At 66.6% G+C, this 22,157-nt stretch carries 23 protein-coding genes; 12 read left to right on the forward strand and 11 right to left on the reverse strand.

What is annotated here, in order from left to right; genetic code table 11:
• Positions 1-40: 40 nt before the first annotated feature.
• A complete protein-coding gene (locus ACTWJ5_RS12990; protein WP_074980629.1) occupies positions 41-1,255 on the forward strand; it encodes a multidrug effflux MFS transporter in 1,215 nt (404 codons plus the stop codon).
• Between the two features lie 97 nt (positions 1,256-1,352).
• Here ACTWJ5_RS12990 and feaR read toward each other — a convergent pair whose 3' ends face one another.
• Positions 1,353-2,291 carry a transcriptional regulator FeaR gene (gene feaR / locus ACTWJ5_RS12995; RefSeq protein WP_074980628.1) on the reverse strand — a complete coding sequence of 313 codons (939 nt, stop codon included), beginning with the start codon at positions 2,289-2,291 and terminating at the stop codon, positions 1,353-1,355.
• Positions 2,292-2,508: 217 nt separating this feature from the next.
• Here feaR and ACTWJ5_RS13000 point away from each other — a divergent pair, with 217 nt between their 5' ends.
• The 9 genes from ACTWJ5_RS13000 (at position 2,509) to ACTWJ5_RS13040 (ending at position 10,807) form a co-directional block, all read left to right on the forward strand.
• Positions 2,509-3,927 (forward strand): APC family permease, encoded by a 1,419-nt coding sequence (locus ACTWJ5_RS13000; RefSeq protein WP_083426775.1) that lies wholly within the window; start codon positions 2,509-2,511, stop codon positions 3,925-3,927.
• Between the two features lie 33 nt (positions 3,928-3,960).
• Complete coding sequence (locus ACTWJ5_RS13005) at positions 3,961-5,262, forward strand: NAD(P)/FAD-dependent oxidoreductase (protein WP_074980626.1); 1,302 nt, start codon at positions 3,961-3,963, stop codon at positions 5,260-5,262.
• 74 nt (positions 5,263-5,336) lie between these two features.
• On the forward strand, positions 5,337-5,726 hold the full coding sequence (locus ACTWJ5_RS13010) for a DUF4440 domain-containing protein (RefSeq protein ID WP_074980625.1): 390 nt from the start codon (positions 5,337-5,339) through the stop codon (positions 5,724-5,726).
• 50 nt (positions 5,727-5,776) lie between these two features.
• Positions 5,777-7,093: a hypothetical protein gene (locus ACTWJ5_RS13015; RefSeq protein WP_116423983.1), complete on the forward strand. Its 1,317-nt coding sequence runs from the start codon at positions 5,777-5,779 to the stop codon at positions 7,091-7,093.
• A 144-nt stretch (positions 7,094-7,237) separates the two neighbouring features.
• Positions 7,238-7,405, forward strand: coding sequence for an OprD family porin (locus tag ACTWJ5_RS13020; RefSeq protein ID WP_143096590.1), 168 nt, complete (start codon positions 7,238-7,240; stop codon positions 7,403-7,405).
• Between the two features lie 235 nt (positions 7,406-7,640).
• Positions 7,641-8,171, forward strand: a complete 531-nt coding sequence (locus tag ACTWJ5_RS13025) for an iron transporter (protein WP_249919671.1) — start codon at positions 7,641-7,643, stop codon at positions 8,169-8,171.
• Positions 8,172-8,230: 59 nt separating this feature from the next.
• Positions 8,231-8,557, forward strand: coding sequence for a cupredoxin domain-containing protein (locus tag ACTWJ5_RS13030; protein ID WP_249919672.1), 327 nt, complete (start codon positions 8,231-8,233; stop codon positions 8,555-8,557).
• 13 nt (positions 8,558-8,570) lie between these two features.
• Positions 8,571-9,422, forward strand: a complete 852-nt coding sequence (locus ACTWJ5_RS13035; protein WP_249919673.1) for an FTR1 family iron permease — start codon at positions 8,571-8,573, stop codon at positions 9,420-9,422.
• Positions 9,419-10,807, forward strand: a complete 1,389-nt coding sequence (locus tag ACTWJ5_RS13040) for a 4Fe-4S binding protein (RefSeq protein WP_444438912.1) — start codon at positions 9,419-9,421, stop codon at positions 10,805-10,807. Before ACTWJ5_RS13035 ends, ACTWJ5_RS13040 begins: the two co-directional genes overlap by 4 nt.
• A 118-nt stretch (positions 10,808-10,925) precedes the next feature.
• Here the strand turns inward: ACTWJ5_RS13040 and ACTWJ5_RS13045 are convergent, their stop codons facing one another.
• The 6 genes from ACTWJ5_RS13045 to mhpA form a co-directional block, all read right to left on the reverse strand.
• Positions 10,926-11,750 carry a SphA family protein gene (locus tag ACTWJ5_RS13045; protein ID WP_256514940.1) on the reverse strand — a complete coding sequence of 275 codons (825 nt, stop codon included), beginning with the start codon at positions 11,748-11,750 and terminating at the stop codon, positions 10,926-10,928.
• Positions 11,751-11,819: 69 nt separating this feature from the next.
• Entirely contained in the window at positions 11,820-12,014 is a 195-nt protein-coding gene (locus ACTWJ5_RS13050) for a 2-hydroxymuconate tautomerase (protein ID WP_009623158.1), read from the reverse strand.
• Positions 12,015-12,127: 113 nt separating this feature from the next.
• Entirely contained in the window at positions 12,128-13,372 is a 1,245-nt protein-coding gene (locus tag ACTWJ5_RS13055; protein WP_074980709.1) for an MFS transporter, read from the reverse strand.
• A 92-nt stretch (positions 13,373-13,464) separates the two neighbouring features.
• Positions 13,465-14,304: an intradiol ring-cleavage dioxygenase gene (locus ACTWJ5_RS13060; RefSeq protein ID WP_074980619.1), complete on the reverse strand. Its 840-nt coding sequence runs from the start codon at positions 14,302-14,304 to the stop codon at positions 13,465-13,467.
• 44 nt (positions 14,305-14,348) lie between these two features.
• A complete protein-coding gene (locus ACTWJ5_RS13065; RefSeq protein ID WP_074980618.1) occupies positions 14,349-15,404 on the reverse strand; it encodes a maleylacetate reductase in 1,056 nt (351 codons plus the stop codon).
• A gap of 25 nt (positions 15,405-15,429) precedes the next feature.
• Positions 15,430-17,058, reverse strand: a complete 1,629-nt coding sequence (mhpA, locus tag ACTWJ5_RS13070) for a bifunctional 3-(3-hydroxy-phenyl)propionate/3-hydroxycinnamic acid hydroxylase MhpA (RefSeq protein WP_253390207.1) — start codon at positions 17,056-17,058, stop codon at positions 15,430-15,432.
• Between the two features lie 295 nt (positions 17,059-17,353).
• On the opposite strand from mhpA, the gene ACTWJ5_RS13075 reads away from it, so the two are divergent.
• Entirely contained in the window at positions 17,354-18,985 is a 1,632-nt protein-coding gene (locus tag ACTWJ5_RS13075) for a sigma-54-dependent Fis family transcriptional regulator (protein ID WP_058071776.1), read from the forward strand.
• 90 nt (positions 18,986-19,075) lie between these two features.
• On the opposite strand, the gene ACTWJ5_RS13080 is transcribed toward ACTWJ5_RS13075, so the two are convergent.
• Positions 19,076-19,228, reverse strand: a complete 153-nt coding sequence (locus ACTWJ5_RS13080) for a hypothetical protein (RefSeq protein ID WP_261746417.1) — start codon at positions 19,226-19,228, stop codon at positions 19,076-19,078.
• Positions 19,229-19,382: 154 nt separating this feature from the next.
• Here ACTWJ5_RS13080 and ACTWJ5_RS13085 point away from each other — a divergent pair, with 154 nt between their 5' ends.
• A complete protein-coding gene (locus ACTWJ5_RS13085; RefSeq protein ID WP_444438916.1) occupies positions 19,383-20,660 on the forward strand; it encodes a putative porin in 1,278 nt (425 codons plus the stop codon).
• A 766-nt stretch (positions 20,661-21,426) separates the two neighbouring features.
• Here the strand turns inward: ACTWJ5_RS13085 and ACTWJ5_RS13090 are convergent.
• The 3 genes from ACTWJ5_RS13090 to cydX form a co-directional block, all read right to left on the reverse strand.
• Entirely contained in the window at positions 21,427-21,600 is a 174-nt protein-coding gene (locus tag ACTWJ5_RS13090; RefSeq protein ID WP_159458817.1) for a hypothetical protein, read from the reverse strand.
• 160 nt (positions 21,601-21,760) lie between these two features.
• A complete protein-coding gene (locus tag ACTWJ5_RS13095; protein WP_043318342.1) occupies positions 21,761-22,060 on the reverse strand; it encodes a cyd operon YbgE family protein in 300 nt (99 codons plus the stop codon).
• Positions 22,041-22,157 carry a cytochrome bd-I oxidase subunit CydX gene (gene cydX, locus ACTWJ5_RS13100; protein ID WP_009623142.1) on the reverse strand — a complete coding sequence of 39 codons (117 nt, stop codon included), beginning with the start codon at positions 22,155-22,157 and terminating at the stop codon, positions 22,041-22,043. Before cydX ends, ACTWJ5_RS13095 begins: the two co-directional genes overlap by 20 nt.

The following is a 22,157-nucleotide window of genomic DNA, read 5'->3' on the forward strand; positions in this document are numbered from 1 at the left end:
GCTCCAATCTCCATCGGCTCCTCTACAAGGAAAACGCTGCATGCGGGCATCGGCAGATATCCGTTCACCCAACGCCGTCAGGCGCCTGATCGTCGTATTGGCGATGCTCGCCGCCTTCGCGCCCTTCGCCACCGACATGTATTTGCCCGCCTTCGCACAACTGGCTGCGCATTTCGGCTCCAGCCATGGCGGCATGGAGTCGACCTTGTCGCTGTTCTTCCTCGGCTTGGCGGTCGGGCAGTTCTTCTATGGCCCGCTGATAGACCGCTACGGCCGCCGCCTGCCATTGTTGCTGGGCGTGGTCCTGTTCCTCGGCGCCAGCCTCGGCTGCCTGCTGGCGCCGAGCCTGGAGGTGTTCAGCGGCATGCGTTTCGCCCAGGCGCTGGGCGGCTGCGCCGGCATGGTCATTGGCCGGGCAATCGTCAGCGACCTGTTCGGCCCGCTGGAAAGCGCCCGGGTGCTGTCGCTGTTGATGTCGCTGATGGCCTTTGCGCCCATAGTCGCGCCGCTGCTTGGCGGGTGGATCCTGCTGTTCGCCGGCTGGCAGGCGATCTTCGTGTTCCTGCTGTCGTTCGCCGCTCTGTGCCTGGGGCTGGTGTGGCGATACGTGCCGGAAACCCTGGGGCCGCAGCGACGCAAGTCGATTCATCCGCTGGCCGTGGGGCGTGGCTACCTGGCGCTGTGCCGGACCCCGGCCTTCCTGATACCCGCCGTGGTCGGCGGCCTGGCGCAGGCCTGCATGTTCGCCTTCATCACCGGCTCGCCCAGCGTATTCATGGGGACCTTCGCCGTCAGCGAGCAGGCCTATGGATGGCTGTTCGGCCTCAATGCGCTGGGCCTGATCGTCGGCGCCCAGGTCAATCGGCAACTGCTGCGCCGCCACTCGATGGAACGCCTGCTGGGGCTGGCGCTCGGCCTGAACCTGGCCGCCGGGCTGGCGCTGGTCGCAGTGGCTGGCCTGGGCCAACTGGCGCTACTGCTGCTGCCATTGTGGCTGTGCATCGCCTCGCTCGGGCTGATCGCCGGCAACGCCGCCGCCCTCGCCATGGGCGCCAGCGGCAGCCTGGCAGGGATGGGCTCGGCGCTCATAGGCATCCTGCAGTTCCTCTTCGCCTTTCTCGTCAGCAGCCTGGTCGCCGCCTTGCAGGATGGCACGGCGTACCCCATGTCGATCGCCATGGCCTTATCCGGCTTGCTGGCAAGCGGGTTGTGGTTCATGGCACAGCGTTATCGGCTGTGCCGGGCAAGGCGCTGATCTGCTTCTGGAGCCTGGCCGTCCTTCCCCGGGCAATGTCCGGCCCATCCACTGGCGCCCCGGCTGTACGACCGGAAATCCAGCGGGGCCGGGGCGTTCATTTGCTCGTTCGGTACCCGCGGGGAGAAACACCGAAGTGGTTCTTGAACGAACGGGAAAAGTGGCTGAAGTCCTTGAAGCCCCGGGCAAAGGCGATGCTGCTGATTTTCTGCTCGCTCTCGCGTATGGCCGTTGCGCACGATTGCAGGCGGCGATCCAGGATGTAGCGTCCGACCGTCGTTTCCATCTGGGCGAAAAGCCGATGCAGGTTGCGCAGCGACGTCCCTATCGAGCCGGCGATCTGCTCGGGGCACAAGGCCTCGTCGGCAAGGTGCCTCTCGATGAAGGTCTTGGCCTTGAGCAGCAACGGGCCGTCGGCCTGTGCGCCTAGTCCGCCATGGTCGAGGGCCGGGCGAAGTAGCGCGAGTATCGCCTCCCGCATGGCCGTCGCTTCATCGATGCGGAGCAGGGGGTTGGAGAAGAGCTGACCTACGAGCATGCCGCCCATCGCCCCCAGGGGGGAGGCGGAGCCGATGCGTCGGTTGAGCAGTATCTGCCCCTCCCTGAAGCGCTGAAGCACCTGGTTGCGCGGGAGGATCACCGAGAACTGGTCGCTCAGCCCCTCGAAGTAGAAATCGCAGGGTTGCGTGATATCGAGCAGCACCAGGTCTCCGCTGCCCAGCCGGGTCTGCGAGTCGGACTGGCACATGAGCGCTTCGCCTCCTACCTGCATGACCAGGTAGAAGAAGTCCTTGTCATCCTGGCGAATGTCCCGCCGGGAGCGGTGGACATGCCGGCAGTTGCTGGTGATGCGCGCACCCTGGAGCGAGCTGAGGTCCGGCGTGACGGCGGTTACCGCGCCCCGGAAGGAGGCGATGCCAGCATCGGCTGGAGGCTCGACGTGGAAGGTGCCGCAGTTGGAGGAGAGGTCGCCATGCCAGGCTTCGAACCCTTGGCGGCCCTGGAACACGCTGGCGTGGTCGAGAGGATGATTCATCGCTTCACCTCCGCTACCGGATTGCACCGGACTTCTTGTTATGCCCGCCCTGCCGGAGCGGCCGGAGGCTGGGTTAATTTACTAACATGTTAATGGTTGTTTCAAGGCAATTACGGCTTGGCACGCCAGGCCATGCGGTGTGCGCTCTGAGCAATGTCGCCGCTCTGCGCGGGCGCGTTAAATAGAGGCTCCTTTACAACCTGCGCGGAGCCCTTCCGTGAACGACAACAACAATAATCAGCACTTGCAGAAAACCCTCCGCTGGACGGATGCCTTCGCGCTGTCGATGGCGGTGTCCGGCTCCATATTCGCCTCCTTCGGGTTCGCCCTGGGCGTCCTCGGGCCCGTCGGCGCGCTACTGCTGTGGGTCGGCTCCGCGGCCATCGGGGCGTGCCAGAACTGGATCTTCCTCGAGGTCTGCGCGATGTTCCCGGACAAGCCGGGCGGCATCGCCATGATCGCCACCGAAGGCTGGCGCCGCCGCTGCGTCCTGGTCGGGCCCCTGGCGTCTTTCGGCTACTGGCTCGGCTGGTCGGCCGTTCTGTCCATCGTCAGCGTCAGCGCCGGCGCCCTGATCCAGGCCCAGTGGTTCGCCGGGCAGGACTGGACGCTGGCGCTGGGGCCGCTGAACATAGGTTTCGCACAGTGCGTCGGCGCCGGCCTGCTGCTGCTCTTCTGGCAATTCAACCGCCTTGGCGTGCATATGGCCGCCGTCGTCTCCAAGTACATGGGCGCGCTGCTGCTGGTGCCGATTCTGGTTCTCGCCGTGTCCCCGTTGTTCGGCGACGGATGGAGCCTCGAGCGCTTCCGGGAGGAGCTGGCGCAACCTGTCGTGTGGAGCTGGGGGACCTTGCGCACCGCTCTGGTCTGGCTGTTCCTGGTCAGCTGGAGCGCCTATGGCACCGAGATGTGCGCGGCCTTCGGTCCGGAATACCGTAGCCAGCGGGACATGCGCCTGGCGCTGCTGACCTCCGGCGGCTATACGGTGGCTGTCTTCGCCGCCGTGGCTTTCGGGCTGGGAGGGATGGTTGGCCGCGAAGAGGCCATGGCCAACCCGAGCGGTTTCTACATCCAGGCGTTCAATGCGGTGCTTGGCAGCGGCTTCAGCGGCTTCTTCGTGGCCACTTTGCTGGTGGGGCTCTTCATGGGCCTCAACGCGGCCCTGGCGGACGGTTCCCGCGCACTGTACGGCATGGCGCTCGAAGGGCTCACCATCCGCCAGCTGGGCGTCCTCAACAAGCACCAGGTGCCGGGGCGCTGCATGACCGTCGCGGTCGTGCTCAACCTGGGCATGATCTTCCTGCTGTCTTCGCCCCTGGCGATGCTGGTCACCGCGAATATCGGCTACCTCGTGGCCATCTTCTTCGCCCTGTCCGGGTTCATCCTCCTGCGCAAGGACGCCTCCACCGTGCCACGGCCCGTGCGCCTAGGCCGCGGTTGGATGCCCGTGGCCTGGCTCCTGAGCATCTTCACCGGCCTGGTCGTGGTGGTCGGCGCTGCTTCGGCGGAACTGGCGGGCTACGGCGGCCTGCGCGAGGTGGTCACCGGCATCGGCATCCTGCTGTTGTCGCTGGTGCTCTTCGCCCTGCGCAGATGGCAGGACCGGCTGCCTTCCCGAACGGCGCTGCCCCGTTGACCCGAACCGAAACCACAAGAACAAGGTGATCCCATGCTGTCTGTCGAAACACCCACTACCTACTACACCGCTACCCGCAAGTACGACCTCAGGTTTGCCGACCTGGAACAGGACCTGGAGGCCGAGGTGGTGGTCATCGGCGGTGGTTTTTCCGGCGTCAACACCGCCCTGGAGCTGATCGAGCGAGGGGTGACGGACATCGTCCTGCTGGAGGCGCGCTACCTGGGCTTCGGCGGTTCGGGGCGCAACGGCGGACACGTGATGGCCGGCATAGGCCATGACCTGGAGAAGATTCGCCGCAGCGTCGGCGAATCGGGGCTGCAGGCGATCTTCGAGATCAGCGACCTGGGTTCGTCCATCATCAAGTCGCGGATCGAGAAGTATGGAATCGATGCCGACTTTCGCCATGGCTATGGATACCTCGGTTTCAATGCGCGCCAGGGAAAGCTGCTGCAGGCCTGGGAAAAGGAGTTCCGCCAGCTCAACCCCGACCAGGAGATCGCCTACCTGGAAGGCAGCGCGGTCAAGGACATCGTCGGCTCCGACATCTACAGCTGCGCCCTCAAGCACATGGGCAATGGCCACATCCATTCGCTGAACATGCTGCTGGGCTCGGCAAAGGCATTGGTGGGCCTGGGCGGGCGCATCTTCGAGAACACGCCGGTGCTGGAGGTGACCTACGGCGAAACGATCCACGTGCGCACGGCGAAAGGCTCGGTACGGGCGAAGAAGATCCTCTGGTCCTGCGGTGCATTCCTCGACCGCCTGGAGCCCGAACTGCACCGGACCATGATCAGCACCTACGCCTTCCAACTGGTGACCGAGCCGCTGCCGGACTCGCTCATCGAGCAGATCAGCCCTATCCGTGGCGCATTCAGCGACATCCGGCCGGTCATCGAGTACTACCGCGTGACCAACGAGAACCGACTGCTCTTCGGTTCGGCCACCCGCGCGCTGGAATACATCCCCAACGACCTGAAGGCCTGGAACCGCAACCTGATGCTGAAGGTTTTCCCCTACCTCGGACATGTGAAGATCGACCTGGCCTGGGGCGGCCCGATGGAATGCACGGCGAACCTGTTCCCGCAGATCGGGACCTTGCCCGGCCGCCCCAATGCCTTCTTCGTGCAGGGGTACTCCGGTTTCGGGGTGACGCCCAGCCACGTGGTGAGCCGGGTCGTCGCCGAGGGCATGACTGAGGGTTCCCGCCACTGGGACGTCATGAGTTCCATCCCGCGCACGCGCATCTACGCCAAGGACAGCCTGCGCAACCTGATCTGCACGCTGGGCAAGGTCTGCCACCAGCTCGCGGGATACGGCAACGGCCGGCGCTGACACGCCGGCCCGATCCAACCGGCCTCGACGAGGCCTCATTTCTCTCCAATCAATTCGACCAAGAGGATTCGAAGATGGCTTCTGCTGCCCTGAAATCAGCCCTGCGAGAGCGCCTGGACGTACTGCAGTCGTTGTGGATGCGTCGAGATGCCGAGGGCATCGTCAATGAACTCTATACCCAGACCACCGAGATCGCCGGCCCGGGCAGCGAGCCTCTGCTCCAGGGCTCCGACGTGCTGGTCGGACTCGTCAGGAGCCTCGTCGACGACTCCCGTGGCGCGGCCATCCGAATCGACCGCATCCATTCGCTTGGCGGCGCCGCAGCCTACACCTGGGTGACCTGGAGCGTCCTGCCCCGGGATGGCGAGGCCTTCTCGATGAAGAGCCTCTTCGTTTGGGTGCTCACTGACAGCGGTTGGCGCATAGCGGCGGATATGTACGCCGAAGGTGAAATTCCCGCCTGACTTCCTACGGCCTCGTAGCGAGGCCGCTTCCTTGCTCGAAGAGACCTCCGATGCGAAAACAAAAACTCAAGGCATCCCTTCCGCTGCTGTTGTCGTTGTCGGGCTGGGCGGATGCCGCAGTGCTCTATCAGGATGCCGAGACAGAACTCGATGTGAAACTGCAAGGCGCCGTTGGCGCTTTTCACAGCCGTGAGAGCTATGCCCAGGCCGGTACCAGGGACGCAGGAAGCAGCCGTTGGCAAGAGGCGACGTTGCAATACGGAATCGACTTCAGGCAACGCAGACCTGCGACGGGCGAGCTATACGGAGCGCTCGACTGGGTCAGCAGCGCCACCTTCGGGGACGGCGATGCGGCAGGCTGGACCATGGGGGATGAGCGGACCACCAAGATCGAGAATGCCTACCTGGGCTGGCGCTCCATGGACGCCCTGTCCCAGCTTGGCGAGAACGCCCTCGACGTCTCCGCGGGAAGGCAAACGGTGGTCGTGGGGGACGGCTTCCTCATCGCCGGCGACGCCTTGAACCTTGGGCGCGGCCTGCTGGATGGCAGGGTGAGCCGAGGGGGCGCCTACTACCTCACGGGCCGCAGGGCGTTCGACAAGACGGCCATTCTTCGCTGGGGCGGTGAGCGTGGGCTGCGGGGCGACCTGATGTGGCTGGAGTCGGACAACCCGGCCCAGGCCAAACCCGAACTCGGGGTTGCCACGCTCGAGCATGTCGTCGACGAAGGGACGCTGGGGCTGACTCTCATCAAGGTCCTGGATACCGACCGCGAGCTTGGCGAGCTCCTTTACCCGGAACGAAGGGGGATGAAGGTGGGCAGCCTGCGAGGGCAGGGCAACATGGGGGTTCCCAACCTGTTCCTCGCCGCGGAACGTGCCTGGGAAGACAAGCGTGACGGGAACGAAAGCGCCTGGTACCTGGAGGCGGGCTGGACATTCACCGAGTTGCCGGGAAAACCCAGCATCAATTATCGCTACAGCCGTTTCTCGGAAGGCTACGACCCGCTTTTCTACGGCAACGGGCGGGCGTTGGGCACCTGGTTCCAGGGCGAGGTTGCCTCGAACTATGCAGGTCCTTTCAATACCAACACGGCCGTTCACCATGTGGGCTTGAAGGCCTCCGTCATGGACGGCCTGAACCTTGGGGCGCTCGTCTACTCTTTCGATACCCTCGATCGATCGCTGGGGAATCGGGATGGACGGGAGATCGATATCTACGCCGAATGGAATATCGATCCGCATTGGACGCTGTTGCCTCTGCTGGGCTTTTACAAGCCCCAGCGAAGTGTGTCAGGAGGCGGCACGCAACTGGGCGATGACAGAACCAACCTGTATGCCCAGTTATTGGCAGTCTGGTCCTACTAGAGTGACCTCGGCCGCGGATTGGCTGCCGTCAGGTCGAAAGGCGTGTCGGCGGCCCAGTGACCTTGCTTCCTTGCTCCGCGACACCGACCTCGCGGTCCTGGCGGGCGGGTCGCAGGCTGTCGCCGCCCTGGCCGATGCCAGCCCGTGGCTGGCCTACCTTACGCCTCGCTCTCGGCTTCATCCCTGAATTCGCGGAGAACCGCCATCGCCCCGCTGGTTGACCTGAGCGTGACGATCAATGGCGACAAGGGCCATCGCCGTGACCTGGACGAGACGCGGCTGATCGTCAGCTACACCTTGCCGCTCTGGTAGGGCAGGGCCGGCGAAAGGGGAGCGCCGCCTGGCGCTCCCTCTTCTGCGCCGGGCAGGCCATATCGGCGATCAACGCCGTGAGCGTGGAAGTGGACAGCCCTGGTCTTCCTGTCCTCGCCGCGCAGGCCTTGCGGATTTACTTCAGGAATTCTTGATACAAATCATTCTCAATGGCGTCGTTTGGTTCCTAAATGCGGGCTCGCGATTCCTCATCTATCGAGCCAAGGAGAAGACCATGCGAATCAACCGCGCCGTTCCCGTGATACTGGCGCTCGCCGCCCCGTTCGCGGCGGCCAAGGAGTACCCCATCGGCGCGCCGCAGGCCTGCGGCGGGATGGAGATCGGCGCGGTGTACCTGCAGCCGATCGAAATGGACCCGCCCGGGATGATGCGCGCCGCCGCGCAGTCCGACGTGCACCTGGAAGCCGACATCGCCGCCACCGCCGACAACCCCAACGGCTTCCAGGAGGGCAGCTGGATTCCCTACCTGCGGGTGGCCTACGAACTGCGCAAGGACGGCAGCGAGCAGGTCCTCAAGGGCGACTTCCACGGCATGGTGGCCAGCGACGGCCCGCACTACGGCGACAACCTCAAGCTGCTCGGCCCGGGCAAGTACCACCTGACCTACACCATCCTGCCGCCGTCGGGAGCCTCCATGTTCGGCCGCCACGTCGACAAGGAAACCGGCGTGGCGCCCTGGTTCGAGACCTGCAAGGTGGAATACGACTTCACCTACGCCGGCATCGGCAAGAAAGGCGGCTATTGATGCGCGGGCCGCACCCGCTGCGGGTGCGGCGTTAATTTCCCGAGAGTCGCGAGGCCGTCATGTTGCGCTCGTTCTTCTGCCTGCTGGCACTGTCGTTCGCCGTTGCCGCGCAGGCAGCGCCGCTCCCCACCTATGAGCTGACCATCACGGATGGCCACTTCACCCCCCAGACTCTGGAAGTGCCCTCCGGGCAGCGCTTCAAGGTCGTGGTGCGCAACGCCGGCAGCGGGCCGGCCGAGTTCGAGAGCACGCCGCTGCGGGTGGAGAAGGTGCTCTCGCCGGGCGTCACCTCGTTCGTGGTGATCCACCCCCTGCGTCCCGGCCGCTACCCCTTCTTCGACGAGTTCCACATGGACCTGCCGCAAGGCGAGATCGTGGCGCACTGACCGGGAGCCAAGCATGCTGCAATCCTTGTTCATCGTCTGGCGCGAGAGCGTCGAGGCGCTGCTGGTCGTCGGCATCCTGCATGCCTGGCTCTGCCATCGCCCGGAGCCCGCGCGCGGCCTGCGCATGCTCTGGAGCGGGGTAGGGCTGGGCGTCGTGCTGGCCTGCTCGCTGGCCGCGCTGTTCATGCTTGCCGGGGAGTGGCTGGCGGGGCCGTCCGGCGAATGGTTCCAGGCCGCCATGGTGCTCTGCGCCAGCCTGCTGATCCTGCAGATGGTGGTGTGGATGCACCGCCATGGGCGCGGCATGAAGCGCCAGCTGGAGCAGGACGCCGAGCGCAGCATCGCCGAGGACGGCGGCTGGGGCGTGCTGCTACTGGCGATGCTGGCGGTGGCCCGCGAAGGCAGCGAGACGGTGGTGTTCCTCTACGGCATCGGCGCGCAGCAGGGGGCGGACTGGAGCTGGTTCGCCTTGGGCGGCGTGCTCGGCTTCCTGCTGGCGCTGGCCACCTACGCCGCGCTGCAGTGGTCCTCGCGGATACTCACCTGGCGGCGCTTCTTCCGCGTCAGCGAAGTCCTCCTGCTGCTGCTCGGCGGCGCCCTGCTGATGGCGGCGCTGGATCGGGTGGCGGGGCAGGTCATGGCGCTGGACCTGCCCGAGTGGTGCTATGGGCTGTTCGGCGATCCGCTCTGGGACACCTCCGCCTGGCTCAGCGACGGCCACGGCCTGGGCGCGGCCCTGGCCGGCTTCGCCGGTTATCGCGCCGCGCCCTCGCTGCTGGCGGTGCTGCTCCTGCCGGCCTACTGGATGCTGGCGAGCTACCTGTGCCGGCGCGGCGAGCGCCGCGTAGAGGCCCGGCTGGCATGAAGGGCGCGCCTTCCCTCTTGCTGACCCGGTCGTTGGCCCGGCTGGGGGACGGCATGCGCCGGCATGCCGGGCTGATCCGCGCCCTGCAATGGGCGGTGGTGCTGTTCTACGCGGTGCTGCTGATCGTCCCGGCGTGCCTGGACCTGCCGCCGGCCCAGGCGCGCATGCTGGACAACCTGGCGGTGTTCGCGCAGTTCGTGTTCTGGGGCATCTGGTGGCCCTTCGTGCTGTTGTCGATGCTGCTGTTCGGGCGGCTCTGGTGCGGGCTGTTCTGCCCCGAGGGCGCGCTCAGCGAATGGGCGAGCCGGCACGGCCGCGGGCGCGGCGTGCCGCGCTGGATGCGCTGGGGCGGCTGGCCGTTCCTGGCCTTCTGCCTGACCACCCTGTACGGGCAACTGGTCAGCGTCTACGACTACGCGCTGCCGGCGCTGCTGATCCTCGGCGGCTCGACCCTGGCGGCGATGCTGGTGGGCTTCCTCTACGGGCGCGGCAAGCGCGTCTGGTGCCGCTACCTGTGCCCGGTCAGCGGCGTGTTCAACCTGCTCGCGCGGCTGGCGCCGGTGCACTTCCGCGTCGACGAGGCGCGCTGGCTGGCCAATGCCGGGCCGCACCTGCCGCCGCCCAACTGCGCCCCGCTGATCGACATCCGCCGCATGAGCGGCTGCGCCGACTGCCATTCCTGCGGCCGCTGCAGCGGCCAGCGCGGCGCCGTGGCCCTGAGCCCGCGCTGGCCGAACGAGGAAATCGTCGTCCACGGCCAGCGCACGGAAAGCCCCTGGCCGGCGCGCCTGCTGCTGTTCGGAGTGATCGGCCTGGCCATGGGCGCCTTCAACTGGACGCTCAGCCCCTGGTTCATCGCGCTCAAGCAGACGAGCGCAGAATGGCTGGTGGAGCGGGGCATCCTCTGGCCGCTGGAGGCCAACGCGCCCTGGTGGGTGCTGACGCATTACCCGCAGAACAACGACCTCTTCACCTGGCTCGACGGCGGCGTGCTGGTCTTCTACGTGCTGGCCTGGGCGCTGCTCATGGGCACCTGGCTGACGGCGCTGCTGCGCCTGGCCGGCAAGCTGTCGGGACTGGGGCAGGGGCTGCACGGGCACCTGGTCCAGGCGCTGATTCCCCTGGGCGGCTGCGGGCTGTTCCTGGGGCTTTCCGCCACCACGGTGAAACTGCTGCGCTACGAAGGGCTGGCCCTCGGCTGGGTGCAGCCGGCGCGGGCCCTGCTGCTGGCGGGCGCCTGCGCCTGGACGCTGTGGCTGGGCTGGCGGATCCTCCGCCGCCGCGGCGTCGCGCCCCTGCGCCAGCCAGCCGCGCTGGCTTGCCTGGCGCTGGCCTGCGTGCCGGTGCTGGGTGGCTGGTGGTTGATGTTCTGGGGTTGGAGCTGAGGCGGCGAGGCTGAATCCTGATGTAGCTGGGGCTTCCCCTCTGCCGGGGACATGCACGCTTCGGCGATGGCGATGGAAACCTCCGGAGCGGCAACGCCCGCCGCCCCGGAGGCCCGGTTCAGAACGCCTTGGTCAGCACGGCCCGCAACAGGTAGCCCTTGAAGTCGTCGTTGACCGCGTATTCCTGGTAGGCCGCCAGGTTCAGGCCGACGCCCGCGGCCGGCCAGAAATAGCCGCCCTCCAGGCCGGCCGCGTGCCTTTGCGCGTCGCCGTCGCCCAATTGCCACTGGTCGTAGCCGACGAGGCCGAGTTTCAGGCCGTTGTCCAGGCGCTTGGCGAGGCCCCATTCGACCAGGAACGTGTCTTCCACGTCAGGGTCGTCCGCGGCTTCGTAGCGGCTGAGGACGCTCAGGCTGAGGTCCTTGCGCTCGGTCAGGTATAGGTTGCCGCCCAGGGTGAGCATCAGTTCGGAATAGCCCAGCCCGGGGTCGGCCGGCCGGTCGTCCTGACCGGTGGGCGACCAGAACCCGGCGCCCGCCACGGCGTCCCAGCGCTGGCCATGCCAGCCGATGACGCTGCCGGCGTAGATGTCGCCCACGCCCCAGGCCGAGTCGTCGACGGCTCCCGACGCCAGGTGCAGGTCGGTGTGGGTCACCGGGACTATGGTCTCGAAGGTCAGGTCGCCGCCCAGGACCTTCTGCCCGGTGACCCAGACCAGGCGGTTGGCCAGGGCGTCGACGCGCACGTCGCTGTCGGGGACGGCGTCGTGCCGGTCGGCCTGGTAGTGCACGGCGTAGCCGCGGTAGTACACGCCGGGAGGCGGCACGACGGCGCCGTCGATGCCTTCGACGCCAGGGCTGTAATGGCCCCCAGCCAGGGCGGAGAGGGGCAGCAGCAGGGCCAGGATTGCGGGAGCGAGGTTCTTGTTCTTGGTAATGCTCATGGTGTCTTCCGGTAGGTCGGCAGGGTGGGTGTGGTCAACGCCGGGTTGCTTCGCGGGGGACTGCCGCTTTCACTGGCTTTCCGACTTCAGCCTGGATTGGCCGCCGACGCCGTAGTGCTGCCTGGCCATGTCGCTGAGGATGATCCGCACCGCGTCCCGCGGGACCGCCAGGGCGCGGTGGCAGGCTTCGGTGACTTCGTGGATCAGTTGCTCCTTCTGCTCGTCCGTGCGGCCTTCGACGAGGTGGATGCTGATGATGGGCATGGGGCTTTTTCCTCTCTGGGGTGGGTTCCGCCCTTTCTGGCGGATGAGCGAAGCCGTGGGCCCTGCCGGTATGCAGGCGGGGCCCCGGTGTGGTTTCGGGCGTCAGGTGGAGGTCAGGTCGCCTCGAGGCTGGCGCCGATGCGCAGCGGCGCCGTCTCCTTGAGGCAGAGCGTCACCAGCAGCCCGCAGGCCATGGCGCCGAGCGCCAGCAGGGGCGTGTGCTGGATGCCGTGGTGGTTGGCGACGTAGCCCGCCAGGCCGGGGGCGATGCCGCCGCCGAAGATTTCGCCGATGCCGACGACGAAGCCGGAGGCGGTGGACATGAGCGTCGCCGGCACCGATTCGGTGGTGGCCGGCCCCACGGTCAGGCAGATCAGCCCGAAGTCGAAGAAGACCGTGAAGAACAGGGTGAGGAACAGGCGGGAGGTATCCGCGCCGGTGTTGATCAGCAGGTACAGCGAGGCCACCCCGCAGAGCACCGACAGCACCATCACCGGCTTGCGGCCGATGCGGTCGGACAGGCTGGGCAGGACGATGGTGCCGACGGCGCCGCCGAAGCCGATGGCGGAAAGCACGTAGCCCATTTGCGCCAGGCTGAGCCCCAGGTAGTCGAGCAGGTAGTTGGGCAGGAACGCCCCCAGCACCACGAGGACGGTCAGCCAGCACATCATGCCGAGGATGTTCAGCGGCACGTTGCGGCTCTTGAAGGCATCGCGCCAGTGATGGCGGCCGGCGTCGTGGGTGCTGGTGTGTTCCGCGGCCGTGGCCGCGTCGGTGTTGCGCAGCACCTTGTACAGCAGGTAGCCGACGATCAACCCGGGGAGCATCACCATGGCGAACACCCAGTGCCAGTCGAACAGGTGCAGCAGCTGGGTGGCCAGCAGCGGAGCGAGCGCCAGGCCGAAGAGCGGCATCGCGGCCTGCTGGATGCCCAGGTTCAGGCCGTGGCGGCTGGGCCTCGAGGCCTCCAGCGTGGCGACGATGCTGGCCGGCGTGTAGGCGCCCTCGGCCGCGCCTATGACCGCGCGGATCAGCATCAGGCTGACCAGGCCGGTGGCCAGGCCGCTGCAGCCGGCCAGCAGGGAGAAGAGGATGACCGCGGGGATGATCACCGCGCGGTGGCCGAGGCGGTCGGACAGCTTGCCCATGAACAGGGACGAGCAGCCCCAGGTCACGGCCAGGATGCCGGTTATCAGGCCGAGGTCCTGATAGTCCAGGCCCAGGTCCTTCATCATGATCGGGAAGAGCGGCATGATCATGAAGCGGTCGATGCTGACCAGGCCGAAGCCGAGCGCCAGCAGCAGGACGGCTTTCCACTCGTACGAGGTATCGGGGCGATTGCCCAGGGTATCTTTCATGTTGTCGTCCACTGTTGTTCTTGTAATAGGAACGTGCCGGTACCACGGGGTGCACGCCTGGCCGGCACTTTGGGTTGGTACTGCGTCGTCGGTCAGTCGGGGGCCAGTACGAAGTCGAACCTGGCCGTCCAGCGGGTGGCGCCGCCCGGGTTCGCCTCGAATATCTGGATGAGGGATTGCTTAACGCCGAACACCGTGTCGGAGGCCAGGTACGCGTCGCCGGACACGAAGGTGTGCGTCACCAGGCGCTGGTAGCCCTCGGCCCCGACCATGAAATGCATGTGGGCGGGGCGCCACGGGTGCCGCCCCAGGCGCGCCAGCAACTGGCCGACCGGGCCGTCGTCGGGGATCGGGTAGGGCACCGGCTTGATGCCGCGGAAGCGGTAGCGCCCGTCGGCGCCGGTGACGAAGCGGCCACGGTTGTTCCACTCCGGTTGCAGCCCGGGTTGCTGCACGTCGTAGTAGCCCTCGGCGTTGTCCGACCACACGTCCAGCACGGCGCCGGCGATGGGCTGGCCCTGCAGGTCGAGGACGCGGCCTTCGTACAGGCAGCTTTCACCTTTCTCGTCCAGGGATATGGTGTCGCCCATGGCGCGCAGGGGCGCGTTCTCCACGTGGAAGGGGCCGAACACCGTGCTCTCGGTCGCGCCGGGCGGGCGCCGGTGGTTGATGGCGTCCACCAGCATGGAGACGCCCAGGGTGTCGCTGAGCAGGATGAATTCCTGGCGGCGGTCGGAGCAGAGCTGCCCCGTCCTGGTCAGGAAGTCGATCGCCAGTTCCCATTCGGCCTCGGTCAGCTCTACCTCGCGGACGAAGCTGTGCAAGTGCTCGACCAGCGAAGCCATGACGGTACGCAGGCGCGGGTCGATGGCATCCCCCATGCGTGCGTTGACGGTCTTCGCCGACGCTGCCTCGGTAAAGTATTCGATCATCTGGTTCACCTTGATGCTTTCGTGTGGCCGCCGGGGCGGCGCGCTCATTCCGGCCGCAGGCCAGCCCAGGCCCGTTGCAGGAGCGCGCGGATGGCCTCGCGCTCGACCGGTCGGGGGTTCCAGTACGGGTTGGTCACGGCCAGGTCCGCGGCGCGGTCCAGGTCGCTTTCGCGCAGGCCCAGGTCCTTCAGCGCCAGGGGCGCGCCCAACTGCCCGGCGAAGTCGTGGAGGCCGCCGCCGAGGTCGCCGCCGAACAGTTCGGCCGCCGGCTGCAGGGCCTCGGCCGCGGCCTGCTGGTTGTAGGCGGCGGTGTGGGGCAGCATGACCGCGTGGGTTTCGGCGTGGGGCAGGTTGAAGCTGCCGCCCAGGGTGTGGCAGAGCTTGTGGTGCAGGGCCATGCCGACGCTGCCCAGCACCGTGCCGCACAGCCAGGCGCCATACAGGGCCGAGCTGCGCGCAGCGATGTCCTCCGGCTGCCGGACCACGCCGGGCAGGGCCTGCTTCAGCGCCCGGATGCCTTCCACCGCCATCAGCGAGGTGATGGGGTTGCGGTTGCGCGCATACAGCCCCTCCACGGCGTGGGCCATGGCGTTGAGGGCGCTGGTGATGCTCATGGGCACCGGCAGCCCGAGGGTCAGCTGCGGGTCGTAGATCACCACTTCGGGGAGGATCGACGGCGCGCTCACCGTGGTCTTCACACCGTTTTCCGTCTGCCCGAGGATGGGCGTCACCTCGGAGCCGGCGTAGGTCGTCGGGATCACCACCTGGGGGGCGTCGTTGCGGTAGGCGATGGCCTTGCCCAGGCCGATGGTGGAGCCGCCGCCCAGGGCCACGACGCTGTCCGCGCCCAGCTCGGCATAGCGCGCCAGCGCCGCCTCGGTCACCTCTACGGGGGTGTGCATGGTGGCCTGAGCGAAGACGCCGACGCCCAGCCCGCCAAGGCTGTCGAGCAGCCGCTCGGCGTCCGCCTGTTGCGCGGGCGTCGAGAGCAGCAGGGCGCGCCGGCAACCCAGGGCCTCCAGTTCCGCGGCCGCGCGCAGGGAACTGCCGGCGCCGAAGACCACGCGGGCGGGGTTTTGGGTATAGAGAAATTCGTGCATCAGGATGGACTCCCGGTCGTGTCGGTCAGGCGAAGGCGGCGGTCGCTTCGTGGGAAGGGGCCTGGAGGTGCGTCAGGTGAAGCTGCCCCAGCAAGTCGTCCAGCTGGCGCTGCAGCGCCTCGGCCGAGCCGGCGCTGGCGGCGACGTAGAAGTCCGGGCGAATCACCAGGTAGCGGGCGCCCAGTTCTTCCAGCCAGGCGGCATAGGTGCCTTCGGCGTCTTCCAGGTCGCAATGGCTGCCCGGGCGGCCCAGGGTGACGAAGCGCGCGCCCAGGTGCTCCAGCGCCTGCAACTGGTGGGAGGGCAGGGCCTGGCGGGGCGATTGCTCGAAACCGATGACCCGCCAGCCGCGGCCGGCGAGGTCGTCGAAGCGCCCGCGCCGCTCGCCCGCGCGGACGATGCCCTGCACCGAGAGTTCGCCGGCGTGGGCCGCGTCCTTGCACCAGATGCCCGGGCCCAGCGCCGCCTTGTCGGTGGGCACCGGCGTGCGGCCGGAGGCCTCCAGTTCCGCTTTCATGCGCCGGTCGCGCTCGGCGGCTTCCTGCGGGTCGGTGATGCAGATGATGCGCCCCAGCTCCATGGAGAACTCGATGTAGTGCTTGGCATGTTCGCGGCGTTCGCTGGTGTAGCTGTCCAGCACCGCTTCGCCCAGGGTGCCGTCGAGGATGGCGTCCAGGCGCCAGGCCAGGGCGACGGCGTCGCGCAGGCCGGCGCACATGCCCTCGCCGGCGAAGGGCGGCATCAGGTGCGCGGCATCGCCGGCGATCAGGCCGCGGCCATTGCGCCAGGACTCCGCCCAGCAGGCCTGGAAGCGGTACACGGCGCTGCGTTCCAGCGTCGCGTTGGCCGCCGTCAGGCCCCAGGGCTGCATCAGGCTCCAGGCGTTTTCCGGGCTGGCCAGTGCCTCCGCCGACTCGCCGGGCAGCGCCATGAACTCCCAGCGCAGGCGGCCGGGGCCGCCCGGCACTATGGTGGTGGGGCGCCTGGGGTCGCACAGTTGCCAGTGCACCGGGTCCAGCACCTGTTCCTGGTGCGGGATCATGTCGAGGATCAGCCAGTCGTAGAAGAAGCCGCGGTCGGTGAGGCTCAGGCCCAGCGCCTTGCGCACGAAGCTGTTGGCGCCATCGGCGCCCACGACGTAGCGGGCGCGGATGCGGCTGGGCGCGTCCGGCGCATCGCCAATGCCGCCAAGGCAGATGCCCTGGTCATCCTGCTGCAGTTCGTTGGCTTCCCAGCCACGGATCAGGCGGATGTTCGCGATGCCCTCGGCGATGCCCAGCAGGCGCCTTTCCAGGCCGGGCTGGTTGAACCAGTAGCGCACCCGCCAGCCGGAGGCCGAGGTGCTTTTCCAGTCGACGATCTGCAGGTCTTCGCCGGCGGCGTTGCGCCAGTAGTAGAGCTCGTCGTGGTAGTTGATCGCCGGGTCGTTGTCGGAGTCGATACCCAGGCCCGCGAGTATCCTGGCGATCTCATGGTCGAAGGTCACGGCGCGGGGGCGGTCGTAGGGTTGCGGCCAGCGCTCCACCAGGGTGACGCGGTGGCCCTTGCGGCCCAGCAGAATGGCCAGCAGGGTGCCGACGGGGCCGGCCCCGACGATGGCCACGTCCGCGTCGTAGCGCGCTTCGCCGGCGTTGTCGGCGGGTAAACCAGGCATGCTCATTGTCATTGTTCTCGCTCTCCGGATACCGGGCCGCCACGCCCGGCATCGCCATCTTGTTATCGGGTAGCCCTCCGTGGTGGGCAGGGCGCGGCGTCCTGTCCGTCCCCAGCGCGTTGCGCTTGAGAGGGCAATGGCAAGCGGCATGCCAATGCTTCGTTGATTTTGTTTTCTTCAGGATAAACATAGGCTTACAGGACTTTTCGGCGCCTTTGGCGCCAGCGCTGGATTGCCGCGGAATTAACGTGTTTGTTAATTTCGAATTCACTAATAACAAAAATGTTGAGATGCCATGGGTGCCCGCAGCTTCCCCCAGGACCTGCTCCGTCAGTTCCGCATGCAGCCCGAAAAGGGCCAGATCTGGATCGGCCAGCAACGCGCATTCCTCATGCAGCTGTCCGCCTTCGCCGCCTTCCGCCGTGAGTTGATCGCCGAGATCGGCGTGGCCCATTCGCGCCGCCTGCTGGCCCGCATGGGCTATGCGACGGGCTCCAGCGACGCTGGGCTGGCGCGCCAGTTGCGTGGCGACGAGAGCGACCACGCCTTCATGGCGGGGCCGTTGCTGCATGCGCTGGAAGGGGTGACGCAAGTGGAGACCTTGCGCATGGAGGTGGACGTGGAGTCTGGCCACCACTACGTCGAGCAGATCTGGCACGACTCCTTCGAGGCCAGCGCCCACCTGGCGCACCTGCCGCCTTCCGCCGAGCCGGTCTGCTGGATGCAGGTCGGCCACGCCTCCGGCTTCAACAGCGCCTTCTTCGGCCGCACGGTGCTGTTCCGCGAGGTGGAGTGCCGCGGCATGGGCCACGCGCACTGCCGGATCATCGGCAAGCCGCTGGAGGAGTGGGGCCCCGACGGCGATCAGCTGGAGCTGTTCGGCTCCACCGACTACATCAACGCTTCGCTGAACGACCCCGTGCTGGACGAGGCCCTGGCGGTTTCCGACCTGATCGGCGCGGACCCGAGCTTCCTCGCCACCTGCCGGCGCATCGAGAAGATCGCCACGCGCGACGTCACCGTGCTGTTCCAGGGCGAGACCGGCGTGGGCAAGGAACGCTTCGCCCGCCTGCTGCACCAGCTCAGTCACCGCGCGGACAAGCCCTTCGTCGCCGTCAACTGCGCGGCCCTGCCGGAAACACTCATCGAGTCGGAGCTGTTCGGCGTCGAGAAGGGCGCCTTCACCGGCGCCCACCGCAGCCGGCCGGGACGCTTCGAGCAGGCCGACGGCGGCACCCTGTTCCTCGACGAGATCGGCACCCTGACCTCGGTGGCCCAGGAGAAGCTGCTGCGCGTGCTGCAGCAACGCGAGGTCGACCGGCTGGGCGGCGATGCGCCGCGCCCCGTCGACATCCGCGTCATCGCCGCCACCAACGCGGACCTGGAGAAGGATGTCCAGCAGGGCCGTTTCCGCGAGGACCTGTACTACCGCATCAACGTCGTCCCCATCCACATCCCCGCGCTGCGCGAGCGGCGCAACGACATCCCCTTGCTGATCCGCTACTTCATCAAGCGCTTCTCCACCCAGCACCAGCGCACCATCAAGGGCCTCTCGCGCGCGGCCGTGCGGGCGCTGCTGGAATACCACTATCCCGGCAACGTGCGCGAGCTGGAGAACATCATCGAGCGAGGCGTGGTCCTGGCCGACGACAACGAGCCCATCGGCCTGAGCGACCTGTTCCTGTCCCCGGCGCGGGAGGCGGAAGCCCGGCCGGCCTTCGAGGCCCCGCAGCAGCGGCAGCGGATCATCGAGCAGTGGCTGGACGAGCACCCGCTGGAGGAGCTGATCGAGGCTTCGGTGAAGCGTGCCCTGGGCCGGGCCGGCGGCAATGTCGCCGGCGCCGCGCGGCTGCTAGGCATCACCCGCCGGCAGTTGGAGCACCGCCTGAAGACGCGCCAGCCTGGCGACGCCGGTATGGCGGATTGATCGCCCGGCCCCCTTCGGCAACGAGGCCGAAGGGTGCCCGGGATCGCTGAATTCTGGTTGCTCTATTCAGAGAGTCGATCGAACTTTCATTCAACCGAAAACAGCAGGGTTCTTCACTTTTAAAATGCTAGGTATTTCCCGCCCGGCAATATAGCCGCTGCGCGTAAAAACACCCTCGCCAAATAGTATATGAATCCGCAATCCATAAGGGCTGCAGGGACTCTTGATGTTCTGCTGGTTCATGTTCCGCCTTCGCTTGAAACCATTCTGCAATATTCAAAAAACAAGAATCGGCCCCGGTTTGGGGACAAGGTCTTCGCCGGTGGCGGAGAACTTTGTGGGAACCGAATTAATTGGGTGGCAGTTGCCGCCTTTATCGGATTTCAGGAGATTCTTGATGCGTAGTACTTCTGCACTGGGCGGGATGGGGATTTGTACCGGGGCATTGCTCGTCCTGAGTGTTCCGGCGCATGCGGGGGTCGATGCCAGGTTGCTGGAAATGCTCAAGGCCAATGGCTCGATCAGCGCCGCCCAGTACACCGAACTCACGGCCGAGCTGGACAGGGAGAACCAGGTCGCCGCGGAACAGGCCAAGGCCAAGAAAGAGCAGATGAGCGCTTTCGAGCAGAGCATCGCCTGGGCCGCCAGGACCCAGGTGAAGGGCGACGTCCGCGTGCGCCAGGAAACCGTGCATGCGCAGAACAGCGGCAGCAAGGGCGACCAGAACCGCCAGCGCATCCGCGCGCGGGTCGGCTTCTACAGCCAGATCAACCCGCAGGTGGACACCGGCATCCGCATCGCCACCGGCAGCGGCGACGACGCCCGCTCGACCAACCAGAGCATGGACAACTACTTCGACAAGAAGCAGCTGTGGCTGGACCAGGCCTACATCGACTTTCACCCCGCGGCGGTGAAGAACCTGCACCTGATCGGCGGCAAGATGAACCAGCCGTGGGTCAGCGAAGGCGATGTCATCTGGGACGGCGACATCAACCCCGAAGGCTTCGCCGCCACCTACAAATACCCACTGGGCGGCAGCGCCGAGCTGTTCGGCAGCGCCGGCTACTTCAACCTGAAGGACAACGTCGACGGCGAAGGCTACGCCTTCCAGCATGACCTGCGCCTGTACAGCGGCCAGTTCGGCGCCCGCTTCGCGCCCATCGACGGCATCAAGGCGACCCTCGGGGCGAGCCTCTACGCCTACGACAACGACACCGACAGTGCCTGCGGCTCGGCCACCACGACGCCGTGCCAGCTTTCCGCCAACGGCAACACCACCAGGGACTTCCGCCTCTACGAAGGCTTCGGCCAGCTGGACTTCGGCAACCTGCCGGTTCCGCTTTCGCTTTATGGGCAATACGTGGTCAACCAGGCGACCGATAGCAATGAAGATACTGCCTGGCTGACCGGCGCGAAGACCAAGGTGGGTGACTTCAGCTTCGACTACAACTATCGCGACGTGCAGCGTAATGCGGTGGTCGGGGCATTTACCGATTCGGACTTCGCCAATGGTTACACCGCATCTCGTGGTCACAAGTTCAAGGTTGCCTACGACATCGACAAGAACTTCGCCTTGGGTGCCACTTATTTCATGGCCAGGTCGGATGCCGCCAGTGGTTCACGTAAAGATGCGGATATCGATACGTTGCAATTGGATCTGGAGGCGAAGTTCTAGGTTAGTTGCGGATTTAAAGATTTTTCGAAGTATCAGTTGATACCGCGTGCTCCATATATCGAGGGTTGTCCATTGACTTCATTCAAGCCACCTTGAGTTCGTGAATGCCGGCTTCGGCCGTCCGATTCATTCCCCTTGGCCGCCACGACGACCCCATGCGTCGTGGCGGCTTTTTCATGGGGGATCGGAGAGCTTTGCGTAGGAGCAACTGTCTTGCGCCGAGGTGCTCTTCGTAGGATGGGTTGAGCTTGCGAAACCCATGCGGTTGCGCTGATGGGTATCGCTTCGCTCAACGCCATCCTACGAAAAGCCGTGCTTCCTGGAACCGTAGGGCCCTGCCCGCGATTTCGCGCGCAGGGCGCGCTCCTACATGGGCACGGTGCCGGGGCGGCCCGCAGGAGCGGATCTTATCCGCGAATCGCGTTTGCGAATGGTGCGTGCCTGTGGCTTTGGGGGTTAGGGAGAGGGGCTCTTGGACCTGCCACCGATGTTCCGGCCCGCAGCCGAAAATCGCGGATAAGGTCCTCCTCCGGTCCGATGGGGGAGCGCCCGAGGGTGGGATAACTCGCCGGCGTCCATGTCTGGCCCCCTCGGGCGCTCGGTTCCACTATGTTTTCGCCGGAGGCCGGAAACGAATGACCTGGGTCAAGGCTTCCGGACTGTTTCCATGCGCAATGAGCACACCATCCTATCGTTCAGGTCCGGCGCTTCCTGCTCCCTGGCTGATCGAGGCCAGCGGGGCCATTCCCGCCAGGCCGTGGCGGGATCAGCTCCCTTGTACCCAGTCGCGGGGATCCTGGGAGAAGTAGTGCCTGTTCAGGTCCATGGCGTCGTAGGCGGCGGGATCGGCGTCGCGCTTCGCCCGGGCTTTCTCCAGCTGGGCGCAGCCCGTGGAGAAGAGCAGGGCGAGCAACGGAATGACGATGGAAAGGTTTTTCATGTTTGAACCTGCCAGGGTGAGTTGAAGCGGAATAGGTGGTTTGCGCTGCCGTCGGATGGCTCGCTGGCGTGGAGGGCTTGCCGTCGTGCAGGTGTCGCTGTCCGCCGCCGGGGTGGCGATGCATGGGCGTGGCTCTTCCGATGGGTGGGGACGCGCGGCCTCAACTCGTCCGCGCGTAGAGCAGCAGGCCATAGCCCAGCAGCATCAGCGGCCAGGCCACAGGCGGCCCGAACAGCAGCGCCCAGAGCCGGCCGCGCGGGTCGAAGCCCACGCCGTGGACAAAGCCGCCGCTCACGCCGAGCATCACCAGCATCAGCAGGCCGTGGCTGTAGCCGCCGTTGGCGTCGAGCATCAGCGCCGGGTGGATCAGCAGCACCAGCGCCAGCGGCGCCGCCAGCAGCAGCGACAGCGCGCGGCTCCAGCGGCGGCGCAGGGCGCGTTCAGGACTGGCGGCGGTCATCGCTGTCCAGGTCCTGGGTGGTTTCCAGCCAGAGGGCGTTGATGATGCCGAAGCTGCAGGCCAGCAGCACACCGAGAATCCAGGTGAAGTACCACAT

Origin of the sequence: Pseudomonas sp. A6 (assembly GCF_052367875.1) — a bacterium.
GTDB lineage: Bacteria > Pseudomonadota > Gammaproteobacteria > Pseudomonadales > Pseudomonadaceae > Pseudomonas > Pseudomonas citronellolis.